Here is a 13,651-nt window from a genome sequence, read left to right on the forward strand (position 1 = left end):
GCCGTGATGACGGGTATAGCGGCCTTTTTGTTGTTCGAGATAATCGGCAATGGGCTGCCAGTCGATAATGAGCTGAATTTTGAGCAAGGGAAAGCGGTCAGGGTCTTTACCAACGATAGTTTCGACGGTTTGTTTGAAGAAGCTGCTCATGAAGAAAATCCTCTAAATTCGGCTTAAAGGGAATTTAGAGGATTTTAGGGTGTTTGGGAAGTATTATGTCGCTTGGTAACTATAGTTACTTTACATGGGATTTAAGAGGGGTTTTGCAAAGGTCTCAGTCTGAATAAAAATTTTGAATATTTTAATGAAATCAGCTTTAGCCGTCTATACAGAATGCCGTCTGAAACCTTCAGACGGCCTCACCTGCCCATTCATGATAAGAGATTGGATTTTCAGCCAAAATTCATTTAAAATACGCGCCTTTTGATTGTTTTACTACTGACCAACATGAGCGAACATACACACGAACCACACACCCCGCCGCCACACCAGCCCCTCCGGCCTCAGCCACCACGCAATTTCTTGGGCAGCCTGATTTTTGCCAGCCGCTGGCTGCAACTGCCGATTTATTTGGGCTTGGCAGTGGTACAAGCCATTTACGCCTATAAATTCTTGAAATTGCTGTGGCATTTGGTGGTCAACCTGAACCAAATGGACGACAACACCATCATGTTGACGATTCTCAACCTGATTGACGTGGTGATGATTGCCAACCTGCTGGTGATGGTGTTGATCGGCGGCTACGAAACCTTTGTTTCACGGCTGCGCGTTGACGACCACCCTGACCAGCCCGAATGGCTCAGCCATGTGAATGCTTCGGTATTGAAAGTGAAGCTGTCGATGTCGATTATCAGCATTTCATCGATTCATTTGCTGCAAACCTTCATCAATGCCGCCAACCTCACTGAAAAACAAATGATGTGGCAATTCATTATTCACATGGGCTTCTTGGTTTCCGCCGTCGCCATGGCGTGGACCGATAAGATTGTGTACAGCACCTCACACAAACACCATTGATTTTTCTATAAATAAATGCCGTCTGAAATGTTCAGACGGCATTTATTTTTAATAAGCCATTAATTCAACAGCGCGGTTCAAGCCGGTTTCCAAGGAATCGACCATGGCCGCATAGCCATCGCCCTGCTGCGGCGTTTCGACATGGAAAGGCTTGCTTTGCCCGTTCGGCCACAGTGCGTAGCCGCTGACCACGGTTTGGCCTTGGTAGCTGCCATTGAACGCTTCGATATACACTTTCAACACTCGGCTGCTTTGACTGCGGCCGGAAGGGATAAAGGTGTATTGGCGGTTTAAGCGGTTGAGTTTGTTGCTCAAACTATTGGCTAATGCGCTATCGAGCGAGCTTGCCCACAAATGGTTTTTGGCAAAATTCAAGTGATGCGCATCAGTCTGATACACCAGCCCGCCTTGGTTCAACGGCTCGGCCAGATACACTCTTACCGCCATTTCGCTGCCTTGGCGCGGCTGGGTGTATTGGCTGTCGGGCAGCACGAAATATCGGGTGCTTTGCGGCGTGCTGCAGGCGGCGAGCAACACGGCGCAAGTTAAGGCTAAAAGGCGCATTATTGGCTTCCTTTCGGTATCGGGTCTTTGGTATTGCTGTTGAAAATCAACGCGTTTGGTTTTTCTTTCAAGGTATTGATCACCGGCTGCGCGTCTTTTAGTGTTTTATCAATGCTCTGTAAGGTGTTTTGCACATCACCGTAAATCGGCGATTGCGGCGATACGCCTTGCAGGGTTTGGCGCAATTCTTTTAAGGTTTGGTTGATTTCGTTCGGAATATTCTGCGTTTGCGATTTGCCGATCAGTTTATCCACCGAATTCAACGTCGTGGTGGCGGATTGCAAAGTGGTTTTCAATTCGGCCAACGATGTATTCAGGTTGCCGACGGTTTGCTCCAGCGGCAGCTTATTGAATTTTTCCAACAAGTTCGCCAATTGTGCCTGCAAATCATCAAAGCCGCCGCTGCGCGTGGCAATCACGGTATCGCCACCATATACGGTATGCGGTTTCAGCTTCGGCAAGGAAGACGGCTCATCGGTCAGCTCGACCAATTTGCTGCCGGTAATCAGGTTGTTGCTGGCAATGGTGGCAGTCAAGCCGCGGTTTAAGGCCATCTGAAACTGCTGCTGCCAATGCGCTTTACTTTGCATGTCGGCATTCATTTCCAAACGCGACGGCTCAAGGCGGATGCGTACGGGAATCCAGCCGTTGGCAAACAATTGCAGGCTGTCGTTGCGGGCAAAATACGGCACATCCGACACCACACCGATGTTGATGCCTTTGTACTCCACCGGCGCGCCCACGCTCAAACCGCGTACGGATTGTTTGAAAAAGGCGGTGTAGTAAAGCGAGCGGTCGTCCGGCAGGTTTTCCACTTCGCTGCGGCTGTCGTAAAGCGTGAAGGTGTCTTCGTTTTTAACCGATTGCGCATCATCGGTTTTCGGCGAACTAAACGCAATCGCACCCGAGAGCAAAGCCGGCAGCGGCGCGGAATGCACTTGGATGCCGCTACCCGATGTTTGAATATTGATGCCGCTTTCCAACCAGAAACGGCTTTCGGCATGAATCAGTTTGTCATTCGGGCTTTGGATGAAGATGGTGTAATGCACGGTTTGGTCATCGGGATCGAAACGCGCGCTTTCCACCTGACCCACCATAAAGTTTTCATATAAAACCGGACTGCTTACACTCAAAATTTTGTCGTTGGAGCCGACCAATTTCAAGCGCAGGCCGCGTTGGCCGATGGCGGCAATCGGCGGAATATCCAATACTTTAAACACCGATTCTTCTTCCGCACTGGTACCCGGGGTAAAGGCGATGTATGAGCCCGAAAGCAGCGTACCCAAGCCGGTTACGCCGCTCTGATCAATACGCGGCTTGACCACCCAAAATTGCGTGTCTTTACGGATTAAGTCTTGCGCATCGGCACTCAATTGCGCCGTGGCTTCCACGCCTTTGCGGTCTTCGCGCAATTTGATTTTGGTGATGCGGCCGACATCCACATTCAGCACTTTAATCACGGTATTGCTGACTTCAATGCCATCAGCGCTGTCAAGCAGCAGCGTGATGGTCGGGCCGGTATTGCGGATTTGCTTCATCAGCAGCCAGCCGCCCGCAATCAGGGCAATCAGCGGAATCAGCCATACCACCGACGTGAATACGTTGGTTTTTTTAATGCGTGCCGGTGGGGGCGGCGGCGGTAAATCGTTGTCAGGTTGGTTTAAATTATCGTTCATATTCATTATGGCCGTCTGAAACTTTGTCCCAAATCAGGCGCGGATCGAAAAAATAAGCAGAAAGCATGGTGAGCAAGACCACCAAGCAGAAATACACAGCGGCTTCTCCCGGCACCACCCGTGCCATATTGGTGTGAAACGCGCTCATCAAAATAATAATCACAAAAATATCAATCATCGACCAGCGGCCGACCGATTCGGTAATCCGATACATCACCGACATCCAAGGCGCATCAAGTGGCGGCTTGAAATAGGCAGAGGCAATCAACACCGCCATCGCCACAATCTTCAACACCGGTACCAAAATACTGGCGCTGAAAATAATCGCCGCAATCAGCTTATCACCATCGTGCCACATATAAATGATGCCGCTCATGATGGTGTTGATTTCCAGCGCGGTCGGGTTGGACGAAATCATAATCGGCAGCAAATTCGCCGGCACATACAAAATTGCCGCCGCGATTAGAAAACACAGCGAAATACGCAAACTATACGGACGGCGGCGGTATAAATCCGCACCGCACACGCCGCAGGTCTGCTCGCCGGCATCGCGAAAATACAGGCAGCGGCTGCAGCAGATTTTATCTTCAGAGGCCGTCTGAACAGCATTATGGCCTAAAATGCGATGAATTTTATAATAAACCCAGTGCTGCGGAATCGACACCGATGTGCGAATCAGCATCACCGCCAACACCAGCATCAGATAAAAAGCCGGCCCGAATGTCACTTCCGACACCGACGATAATTTAATATACGCCACCAGTGTCGACACAAAAAACACATCGACCATAATCCAATGCCGCAAGCGCACCAGTACGCGCGTGCAATAAAACAACGCCGGCAGCATTTTTTCCATGACCAATGCCGAATACACATACACACACATCAGCAAAAACAGCAAGGGCGTGCCGAATGTCAGAATAAACATCACTTCGGCCAAGAAACCGAATTCCTGCAACACCAGCAGCCGCATCATTTCCGGCAAAGTCAAAATCGACACCACCCCGATCATCTCGATTTTCATAAACAGCATGGTGTACACAAAAGCCATTAAAATCAGCGATGTGGTCGCATAGGCCAATGGCGCAATGTAGGGATTTTTTTCGACCTGAACCAGCTCATGATTGCACGTCGGGCAATGCGCTTCCTGCCCCTGCTGCAAACGCGGAATGTCGGTGCGGCTACCGCAATCTGGACAATCCACCGTGTGCGCCGGTAAAGTGGCATCGTTGCGGAACGATTTAAAACGCCACCAGCGTCGGTAGGTCGGAAACAGTTTCATGAAATCGGGTGTGGAATAAAAACTTTATCAAGGTCGGCATTATATAGCAAAAACAAGCTGATAGCAGCGAAACATTGCAAAAGGCCGTCTGAACAATCATGTTCAGACGGCCTCAATAGCCAATTACCTTACCAATAGCCCAATACTTTCCACCAAATACCGCCAATCACCACAAACACCAGCAGATTGACCACGCTCATGATAAAGCCGACTTTCCACCATTCTCCCAGCGTCGAATAGCCCGAGCCGAAGATAATCGGCGCGGTGCCGGTGGCGTAGTGGGTTAAGGTCATCATAATGTTGGAAGCGGCGGCCATCAATAAAGCAAACAGCATCGGCGGCGCGCCCAAAGCAATACCGGCGGCGTAAAAGGCGCCGAACATGGCGGTAATGTGGGCGGTGGTGCTGGCAAACATATAGTGCGCGTATAAATAAGCCAGTAAAAGCAAGGCACATGCGCCCATCCAGCCCATGCCAGTGCTGGCGATACCGCTTTCCAACAAGCCTGAAAACCAGGTCACCACGCCGAGCTTGTTCAAAAAGGTGGCCATCATCACCAAGGCGGCAAACCAAGTGATGGTGTCCCACGCACTTTTTTCTTTCAAGATGTCATCCCACGTCAAGACACCCGAAAGCAGCAGCAGTGACAAGCCGATAAACGCGGTGGTTGTCGCATCAACGGCATACGCTTTGCCCAGCAGCAATGCCGGAATACCTGCCCACAAAAACAGCAAAATGCCGAAAATGCCCAGCATAATCCATTCGCCGCGGCTCATCGGTCCCTGCTCTTTCAAGCGGTCTTTGGCAAATTGCATGGCATTGGGGTTTCTTTCACTTCCGGCGGTGCAATGAAATACAGCACCGTCGGCATCAAAATCATGGCAATCAAACCCGGCACAAACATCGCCAGCGCCCATGTGCCCCAACTCAGCTCGATATCGCTGTTGGTTGCCTTGGCCACCAATTCCACCACCAGCGGGTTCGGTGCCGTGGCGGTGATGAACATGGCCGATGTAATCGGATTACTGTGGTAATTCACCAGCGACAGGTATTTACCCATGCGGTTTTGCGTACCTTTTTCCGGATCGGAATCGTAGCTTGAGGCAATCGCCTTCATCACCGGATGGATAATGCCGCCACCACGCGCGGTATTGCTCGGCGTCACCGGCGCCAACAGCAATTCAGACAAAGCCAAACTATAGCCGATGCCTAAGGTTTTTTTACCCCATACGGCGATAAACAGATAACCGATGCGCGCGCCCAAACCGGTTTTCAAAATGCCGCGCGAAATCATAATCGCCACACCAATCAGCCAAATCAGTGAGCTGGAGAAGCTCGACAGCGCATCTTTAATCGCACCCGAAGGCGTGTCGTTGGTGACACCGGTAAGCGCCACTAAGGTAATGGCAATCATCGCAATCGCACCAATCGGCATGGCTTTGCCGATAATCGCTGCCACCACGCCGACAAACATTGCCAACAAATGCCAGCCGTCGGGCGTTACCCCTTCAGGCACGGGAATCACAAACCAAATCAACAAAGCCAACGCCACCGCAACCGCAGTCGGAATCGGCTTAAAACCTATTTTCTTGCCCATCATCAAGCTCTTGTATGTGTGAAATCGGGATTTAATATTTGTTAGCAACAGTATAATCCCAACTCCCTACCCCTTAACTTTGATGTATCACAATAAATTCGATATTATTTTGATACAAATATTCTGATTTTTGGGCAACATGCGTGAACAAAAACCAAAGGCCGTCTGAAAAAATACCTTTCAGACGGCCTTTTAAGCTTAGATCAATAACCGCTCATTACTTTCCTTCGGGCTTGCCGCCTTGCAGGTAAATATCCAACTTGTCGATATTCTGAATCACACGCTGGAATTGCACCGGACCCGGTTGGCTCGGATATACGCGGCCTTGATACGGGTCGCCTAAAGTGCGGAAGAAATTATCGAACACCGCCGGCGTTAAGAAGCCGATAAACTTGGTGTAATGGTCTTTGATTTGATAGCTGTGCACCACGCCGGCAGGAATGTGTACCGCATCGCCCGGTTGTGCTTCAAGCTGCTGTTTGTTGCCCAGCATATTCACGCGGCCAATCAGCGGATAGAAAATCTCGGTATGTTCGCCATGAAAATGCGGCGGCACCATATCGCCTTTCGGCCCTTCGGTCAACAAGGCGATAAAGCGGCCGTCGCTTGCTTTGGCATCGCCCAAATAAGTAAACATTTGGTCGCCCACCACATAACGTTCGCCTGCACCTTCGGCCAATACATACGCTTGGGCACGGTTTGGTGCTTTATCCAAGGTCATTTTGGCCGCTTGGCGTTTGGCTTTAGGCTCGCCAAACCAAGTTAAGCTGCCGTTTTGCGTGGTCGCCGCCAACAATTGCTCGCGGCTGAAACCGGCTTTGGCTGTTTCAGGCTGCACATGGCCGCTAAACGGCTCACCCATGCGGCTGAAGGATTGGTACGTATCGCTGCCGGTTGCCCACAACAAGATTTTATTGCGTTGGTTTTGGAAACGGAAGGCGGCTTTCACACCTGGTGGCACGCTGGCATAATCGCCCGGTGTGAGCAGGTAATATTTGCCGTCCAGCCAAAATTCAACTTTACCTTCAATCACATAAAATGCCTGATGTGAGTTTTTCAGACTATACAACGGCAAACCGGCTTCCTTGCCGCCTACCCAAGTCATCATCTCATAATCGCCATCGGTATCAACCGCACGCGCGATGGTGTTCAACACCATGCCGCCAACCAAACGGCGCTCACCTTCGTCATTGCGGATAAATACGGAATCTTGCGTCCCGGTAATTTGTTCTCCAAGGTCACGGCTTGAATGGCTGAAAAGTCTTACGGCGGTTGCTTGGCTTGTGGCGATGGGGCGGCAACAGCACTCAAACCCACCGACAACAAGGCGGCAGCCAGTGTATGCTTGATAAAAACAGCAGCTTTCATGGTTTCTCCTTTAGAGTTGATTTATGTATTTGTTAATATAGCAGCAAGTTTGAAAACGTGTAAGCAGAATGTTTTACTAAACTGTATGTATAAATTCTACGGTTTATAAACAAAATAAAAGGCCGTCTGAAAAATATTTTTTCAGACGGCCTTTCCATACCATTGTTACAAGCCTAAATCTTTCCACATAGCATCCACTTTGGCCACGGTAGCGGGATCTTTTTCAATCACCCTGCCCCATTCGCGGTCGGTTTCGCCCGGCCATTTATTGGTGGCATCCAAGCCCATTTTACCGCCCAAACCGCTGACCGGACTGGCAAAATCCAAGTAATCAATCGGCGTATTTTCCACCAAAACGGTATCGCGCACCGGATCCATGCGCGTGGTAACCGCCCAGATGACTTCTTTCCAGTCGCGCACGTCCACATCTTCATCGACCACAATGATGAATTTGGTGTACATAAACTGGCGCAGGAAACTCCAGCAGCCCATCATCACGCGTTTGGCGTGTCCGGCGTATTGTTTTTTCATCGACACCACCGCCATACGGTAAGAGCAGCCTTCCGGCGGCAGGTAGAAATCGACGATTTCGGGGAATTGCTTCTGCAAAAGCGGCACAAATACTTCGTTTAACGCCACGCCGAGCACGGCCGGTTCATCAGGCGGTTTGCCGGTGTAGGTGGAATGGTAAATCGGGTCTTTGCGCATAGTGATGCGCTCGACAGTAAACACGGGGAACCAATCCTGCTCGTTGTAATAGCCGGTGTGGTCGCCGTAAGGGCCTTCCAGCGCGGTTTCATTCGGATGAATCACACCTTCCAACACGATTTCCGCCCGCGCCGGCACCTGCAAATCGTTGCCGATACAGTTTACCAATTCGGTACGCGAGCCGCGTAGCAAACCGGCAAACTGATATTCGCTCAAGGCATCGGGCACCGGCGTGACCGCGCCCAAAATAGTAGCCGGATCGCAACCCAACACCACGGAAACAGGATACGGCGTATCGGGATTTTGCTTGCGGAATTCCTGATAATCCAACGCACCACCGCGGTGCGACAACCAGCGCATAATCAGCTTGTTTTTGCCGATTAATTGTTGGCGGTAAATGCCGAGATTTTGACGTTTTTTATTCGGGCCGCGGGTCACGGTCAAGCCCCATGTCACCAAAGGCGCGATGTCTTCCGGCCAGCAATGCTGAATCGGCAGTTGATACAAATCGACCGCCTCGCCTTCTAACACGATTTCTTGGCAAGGCGCGTTTTTCACCACGTTTGGCGCCATGCTCCAAATGTCTTTCAATAAAGGCAATTTGGAAAACGCATCTTTAATGCCTTTAGGCGGCTCGGGTTCTTTCAAATAAGCCAGCGTTTGGCCGATTTCGCGTAATTTCGATACGCTGTCTTCGCCCATGCCCATCGCCACACGTTCGGGCGTGCCGAATAAGTTGGCCAACACCGGATAGCCGTAGCGCGTACCATCGGCGCGTACCGGATTTTCAAACAGCAACGCCGGCCCTTCTGCACGCAACACGCGGTCGGCAATCTCAGTCATTTCCAACTCCGGCGACACCGGCGTGGAAATCCGCTTGAGCTTGCCTTGCGCTTCAAGCTGCGCGATAAAATCTCGTAAGTCTTTGTATTTCATTTTGACTCTCTTTCAGCCGAATGTTTTTCAGACGGCCTTATGATTAAGCTTTGCCGAAACAATGGGACTGATTATAACGCGTTTTGCCCAATTGAGCCGCGTTGAAACCATATATCCATACCACGGCATTCTACACCGCGTGATTTGCCTTGATTTACCCTTATTTCGCAATCTTGCGAAGCGGTTAAATTATGATACAATACGCCCCTACTTCTGACGGGTCTGTAGCTCAGGGGTTAGAGCAGGGGACTCATAATCCCTTGGTCGTGGGTTCGAAACCCACCGGACCCACCATATAAATCAACCACTTGGGAAATAACCTTCTCCTTTCCTTTTTCCAAGTGTGCCAAATTTGTGCCATCCGCCAGCCCCATCCTATCCAGTAAAGCCGCATGATTCTGCAAATGCTCCGCAGACAAATGGGCATAGCGGCGCACCATTTCAATGCTTTCCCAACCACCCATCTCTTGCAATGCAGCCAACGGGACACCTGCTTGAATCAGCCAGCTAGCCCATGTATGACGCAAATCATGCCAACGGAAATCAGTAATTTCCGCTTTCTCCAAAGCGTTTTTCCAAATACGGGAACTAATACTCAAAACCTTACGGCCATTAGGCTGTGTAAAAACAAATCGGGGATGTTTCCCCATCTGTTTTGACAACACGGCAACAGCCGTATCATTCAAAGCAACACCTATCGCCCTACCCGACTTACTGTCTGAAGCGTGTATCCAAGCTGTCCGGGCAGACAAGTCCAATTGCTGCCATTCCAAATCTAAAACATTCCTCTGCCTTAAACCTGTTGCCAAGCTAAATACAGCCATGTCGGCCATATATGGCGGCAATGCGGCAATCAACCTTTCGGCTTCTTGTCTTGTCAACCAGCGGATACGTCTTTTCGGCTCTTGATAAAGCTTCAGATAAGGGGCTTTATCCAACCACTCCCACTCTTTGACAGCCTTATTCAATATTGCGCGAATCAAGGCAAGATACCGGTTTTTGGTACTGTCTGAGCACTGCTTGGCGGCCACCACTGCCATGATAAATTCACGGCTTAAATGATGCAGATAGCGACCGCGCAGTTCAGGAAGCCGCCTTAATCGGCATAAATCGTTGGCAATGCTCTTTTTAGCCTGCATTTCATCAATCCACCGTAGGGCAGCTTCTTCCCATAACTTGTCCGGTTTCTCATCAAAATGTCGGGCAGACCATAATTCATACTTTAGTTTATGGTAGAGCCTTTGCGCTTCTTGCTCGTTTTTGGTGCCAGTCGTTTGTCTAATTCACTGGCCGCTTTGTGTTGTGATATCAACATACCACACGCCATTTTTTCGTTTATATATCGGCATTTTTCTTCACTCCTGCTTTCGAGTGATGCCTGCACCTGAGCATTTTCCAAATCCATGAGAAATGCGTCAAGGGCAGACTTTGTAATACAGTAGGCACGTCCGGGTTTGGATGCTTTCAGACGGCCTTCCCGAATATCTTCCCGAATGGTTTCAGGGTGGCATTTGCAGTATGCTGCTGCTTCAACAACGTTAAAAGTGAGCTGCATCAAACCCTCCCAATTTCAAAAATCGGATACACCGCATTTTCCAACAGCAAAGTCAGCTTTCTGATTGCCGCATATCGTTTGATACGCGGCTCCAACATCAGAAAGCTGCCCGGCTTAATATAGAAAAGCAGGCAGAGATAACCCTGCCTGTCTACATCCAGCGGAACCAGCCGGTAGTGCGGAAACTGTTCTTCAGCCGGCCTGAACGATGCGGCCACTTTCACCGTGGCAACCACCTTCTTTTCCTCGGTCAGCATAAAACTTCTTCCTATATAAACTTCAAAACCAGCAGTAGCACGAAGAAAAACAGCCCTGCCATTAACCAAGAACGGTTCATCTTGGCAGCAACGCTTTCCACCAAAGCCTTATTCTGAGCCTCAATTTTAGGCTGTAAGGCCGCATAAACACGACCTGTGCTTTCCTTAAGCTGCTCATCACTTTTGGCCAACAGCTCCGCCAAAATCTGTTCGCGGTAGGTTTTCAGTTCTTCCGCCGCCTTTACCGTGACTTTCATCGAATCGTCGATTTCCGCCGCGTACTCAGCCAAACCTTGCTGAATGCCGATACGCTGCTCTTCAAACAGGGCTTTCAGCCGCGCCTCCTGAACCAACAGGATAGCAATCACAGGGTCATCAGCCGTCAGCTTGATACCCGATACCCTGAATACTTCAGCAATAATGGCTTCTACATCTGCTTGGCTCATATCATGCCTCTGCCTTGTCCGTTTGAGTCGCCAAGAACGGGATTTGCTCCAGTTGTTCGTATAAATCACGCTGCACCGTGCGCAAGCGTTGGCGTGGCATTAAGCCAAAACCACCTGAATTTTGTGCTTCTGTCAAAGTCAGGTTTTTGGTCGTCATTTCCTTAATATCCGCGCCAAAGGTATCAGGGTTGCGATGTGTGATATGCACCACGCCGATAATACGGTCTTTGTATTCCTGATAAACACCGAACTCGTCAAACGGTTTCTCTTTAGCTACTGCTCCCTGAAAGTCGTTGAGCCAAATGACCACTTCTGCCTGCAACGCATTTAAGGTCTGCACCAAGCCGGTGATGCAGTCATCCAAAGCCTGACCACCCACCAGCGGCACATGAATAATCATACGGATACCGTTTTCAGCCAAGAAAGACGGCACTTCGTTTTCAGCCATATACGACATCAACGGTACAAAAGTAGCCGAACCGTTATCAATAACGGCAATACCGTCTTCACCGACCAGCTTCTCAACCAAGCCGTCAAAAAAGCGTGAATCAATGTTATTGCTTTCGTTCAAGATTTCGATGACTTCCGGCTTCAAACCCTTGAAACGGCTGAATGACGGATTCACCGGATCGGTGTCAAAGCAATGCAGCTTCTCGCCGCTTGCCTTGGTTTGAAGATAATCGCCCAAAAAGCTTGCAATCGTCGATTTGCCGACACCACCCTTACCTTGGGCAATAAAATGAACTTCTTTCATGGCATAAACCTTTCGTTTTCGTTATGGAAATTTTTCACAAAAAGAAGCCTGCTCGACCGAACAGGCTTTCGTTTGTAAAAAAAGCAGCCCCATTCAGAGGCTGCCAAGCTGCTTAACACTTTATGCCGAATGCTAAAGCAGGAGTAAGTTTTACTTGGTATCTACCCATTTGCCGCCGTTTTTCTCTTCTCCGACATAGCGAGTGTTGAGCTGCGTCCAGCCATGCTCGAAATACGCCTTACAATAAGACGGTTTGTGGTTACGAATATACGGCACTTCCGTGACAATCCAGCCACGGTCAGAATATCGGCCGGTTTTTTCGCGCTCACGCTTGGTGTAGGTAGCACGGTTGATACGGTTCAATTCTGCCGCATCACAGCGGCCGGCACCGTGGGCAATCGCATGAATCAGTTCAGGCATATTCGGTTCGCTACTGGCCGGACACAGTTTTAAGAAATTCAGACGGCCTTTCAAGGTGTCTTTCAGTTTACGGTGTTTGATATTGAAATAACGCTTCAGCGAAGCCGCACACTCATGCGGACGCTCGCCCGACGACAAGCACAACGTAGCCTCACAGGCCAAACGTACATCACCGGTCAACAAATCATCTGCCTGAGCAGGCACAGTTGCCAGCAGCGCAACAGCGGCTAACGCCGCAGGTAAACACTTCTTTATAAATCACTCCTATTGCATCACGACACAAAAAAAAGGATAATCGCCGTACCCCTACGAGATTATCCTTTCTCATCTAGAAGCCGCTTTGGAAACAAAGCGGTTTTCTTATTGCCACACCACCGTCTTGACCTGAAACTTACTGCCGTGTCGGACGATATTCACACACAAATCACCATTGCGCTTCAGCAGCATATCAACCTGTTTGGACGCTGCTTTCAGGCTGTCATAAATGCCTACCTGAATCTGTTTCGTTGTTTTAGGGATAGCTTTCATCATTTTTCCTTTCTTGAAGAAACAAAAAAAGCAGGGCTCCCACCTGCTCCCCGACGCTATTGCCGGTAGTCAGCCTTATCAGGGCATCATGAGGGCAACGGCAACAGGCTGATAAGGCCCGAAACCGCGATTGTTCAAAGGCTGCCGCTACTGCTGATTGATTCACGGCCAAAGTGCTTGTTCAGGACATCACACACGCTACGGTATCGTAACCGCTCAGTCTTTTACCACCCGGTCGCTGAGTTGCCGGCCGTCTGAAACGACGGTAGGGAAGAAAAGGCCCTTACATTCGCCTAACAAGTGCAATTTCCAATAACAGAAAAGGCCAGTATGCGGTAGTATACTGCCTTTCCTGACAAGAAAGATTGCAATATGGCCTACACACAACTGACCTCACACCAAAGATACTACATTTCCAGACATTACCGCAACCTACCCCTAAACCAAATCGCACAGAACATCGGTTGTCATCCCGCCACCGTCAGTCGGGAAATCAGACGGCATTCCGTCAACGGAACCTACTGTTACCGAAAAGCACAACAG

The 13,651-nt window shown here is 49.7% G+C and carries 12 protein-coding genes, 1 tRNA gene and 3 pseudogenes; 3 read left to right on the top strand and 13 right to left on the bottom strand.

Translation table 11 applies throughout. The features are described 5' to 3' along the window. The first annotated feature begins 447 nt into the window (after positions 1–447). On the top strand, positions 448–1,017 hold the full coding sequence (locus CRG49_RS10200) for a TIGR00645 family protein (RefSeq protein WP_095501956.1): 570 nt from the start codon (positions 448–450) through the stop codon (positions 1,015–1,017). A 48-nt stretch (positions 1,018–1,065) separates the two neighbouring features. Here the strand turns inward: CRG49_RS10200 and CRG49_RS10205 are convergent, their stop codons facing one another. The 6 genes and pseudogenes from CRG49_RS10205 to ubiD form a co-directional block, all read right to left on the bottom strand. Next, complete coding sequence (locus CRG49_RS10205) at positions 1,066–1,581, bottom strand: membrane integrity-associated transporter subunit PqiC (protein WP_095501957.1); 516 nt, start codon at positions 1,579–1,581, stop codon at positions 1,066–1,068. Then, entirely contained in the window at positions 1,581–3,257 is a 1,677-nt protein-coding gene (gene pqiB, locus CRG49_RS10210; RefSeq protein ID WP_095501958.1) for an intermembrane transport protein PqiB, read from the bottom strand. The genes CRG49_RS10205 and pqiB overlap by 1 nt, the downstream gene beginning before the upstream one ends. Next, on the bottom strand, positions 3,247–4,539 hold the full coding sequence (locus CRG49_RS10215) for a paraquat-inducible protein A (RefSeq protein WP_095501959.1): 1,293 nt from the start codon (positions 4,537–4,539) through the stop codon (positions 3,247–3,249). Before CRG49_RS10215 ends, pqiB begins: the two co-directional genes overlap by 11 nt. Positions 4,540–4,667: 128 nt before the next feature. Continuing rightward, positions 4,668–6,124, bottom strand: a pseudogene (locus tag CRG49_RS10220) (DASS family sodium-coupled anion symporter). Between the two features lie 229 nt (positions 6,125–6,353). Beyond that, entirely contained in the window at positions 6,354–7,307 is a 954-nt protein-coding gene (locus tag CRG49_RS10225) for a quercetin 2,3-dioxygenase (RefSeq protein ID WP_095501960.1), read from the bottom strand. Between the two features lie 362 nt (positions 7,308–7,669). After that, entirely contained in the window at positions 7,670–9,148 is a 1,479-nt protein-coding gene (gene ubiD / locus CRG49_RS10230) for a 4-hydroxy-3-polyprenylbenzoate decarboxylase (RefSeq protein ID WP_095501961.1), read from the bottom strand. 218 nt (positions 9,149–9,366) lie between these two features. Here ubiD and CRG49_RS10235 point away from each other — a divergent pair. Continuing rightward, positions 9,367–9,442 (top strand) — tRNA-Ile (locus tag CRG49_RS10235). A 41-nt stretch (positions 9,443–9,483) separates the two neighbouring features. Here the strand turns inward: CRG49_RS10235 and CRG49_RS13960 are convergent. The 7 genes and pseudogenes from CRG49_RS13960 to CRG49_RS13350 all read right to left on the bottom strand — a co-directional run. After that, positions 9,484–10,497: pseudogene (locus CRG49_RS13960) on the bottom strand (tyrosine-type recombinase/integrase); the annotation flags it as partial. 68 nt (positions 10,498–10,565) lie between these two features. After that, positions 10,566–10,703 (bottom strand): annotated as a pseudogene (locus tag CRG49_RS13965) (excisionase family DNA-binding protein); the annotation flags it as partial. Next, complete coding sequence (locus CRG49_RS10250; protein WP_095501963.1) at positions 10,703–10,960, bottom strand: lipopolysaccharide heptosyltransferase; 258 nt, start codon at positions 10,958–10,960, stop codon at positions 10,703–10,705. The pseudogene CRG49_RS13965 and the gene CRG49_RS10250, both read right to left, overlap by 1 nt. A gap of 11 nt (positions 10,961–10,971) precedes the next feature. Further along, entirely contained in the window at positions 10,972–11,406 is a 435-nt protein-coding gene (locus CRG49_RS10255; protein WP_095501964.1) for a hypothetical protein, read from the bottom strand. A gap of 1 nt (position 11,407) precedes the next feature. After that, entirely contained in the window at positions 11,408–12,160 is a 753-nt protein-coding gene (locus CRG49_RS10260) for a conjugal transfer protein TraL (protein ID WP_095501965.1), read from the bottom strand. 150 nt (positions 12,161–12,310) lie between these two features. Continuing rightward, a complete protein-coding gene (locus CRG49_RS10265) occupies positions 12,311–12,763 on the bottom strand; it encodes a TrbM/KikA/MpfK family conjugal transfer protein (protein ID WP_324252671.1) in 453 nt (150 codons plus the stop codon). A gap of 177 nt (positions 12,764–12,940) precedes the next feature. After that, positions 12,941–13,108: a hypothetical protein gene (locus tag CRG49_RS13350; RefSeq protein WP_195714672.1), complete on the bottom strand. Its 168-nt coding sequence runs from the start codon at positions 13,106–13,108 to the stop codon at positions 12,941–12,943. 372 nt (positions 13,109–13,480) lie between these two features. Between CRG49_RS13350 and CRG49_RS13970 the strand changes: the two genes are divergently transcribed. Continuing rightward, positions 13,481–13,651, top strand: a 171-nt coding sequence (locus CRG49_RS13970; RefSeq protein WP_157807888.1) for a helix-turn-helix domain-containing protein, incomplete at its 3' end; no start/stop codon positions are given.

The sequence above is a fragment of the Neisseria sp. N95_16 genome, assembly GCF_002551535.2.
GTDB lineage: Bacteria > Pseudomonadota > Gammaproteobacteria > Burkholderiales > Neisseriaceae > Neisseria > Neisseria brasiliensis.